The organism is Bradyrhizobium sp. NBAIM08, assembly GCF_020193935.1.
GTDB lineage: Bacteria > Pseudomonadota > Alphaproteobacteria > Rhizobiales > Xanthobacteraceae > Bradyrhizobium > Bradyrhizobium yuanmingense.
Map to the genome: position 1 here is coordinate 1 of NZ_JADYVR010000187.1, position 468 is coordinate 468.

Annotated in this window: 1 protein-coding gene; it reads right to left on the bottom strand. The window is 43.4% G+C overall.

Annotated features, from left to right (window positions below; all coding sequences use genetic code 11):
• Nucleotides 1-35 precede the first annotated feature (35 nt).
• Nucleotides 36-468: mannonate dehydratase (locus tag I6F37_RS39035; RefSeq protein WP_225154230.1), on the bottom strand; the 433-nt coding region annotated here is incomplete at its 5' end.

A 468-nucleotide genomic window follows, 5' to 3' on the forward strand; every position in this document is an offset into this window, starting at 1 on the left:
CTATAGGGATCACCCAAATTTTAAAATACGTTCCATCAAACAGAATCTATTCCAACCGAATCCATTATTCCTTTTATATAACCGATCCCAAATAAATTTCCGTTCATCGCATAACCATGTTGGTCGTTGCTTTCACCGGCGATCGTAGGTACATGGTCAGACCGTAACGGGCCGTCAAATGCAACAGCCTTATACGTACGAAACATGTCAACCATATCTGTCGGACCATTATCATGAAATGTTTCCCGGAAGTTTTCGCTTGTACCGGTAACATCCCGGATATGCACAAAAAATATTTTGTTTTGATGGCCGAACGTTTCAATTAATTGCTGCACATTTTCGCCCATAGTGGTGTAGGTGCCCTGGCAAAACGTAAGCCCGTGCGATGCGCTTTCTGTAAGTGCTAATGCTTTTTGGATGGCTGCGGCACTGGTAAAAATACGGCCAATGCCACGTAAAGGTGAAACA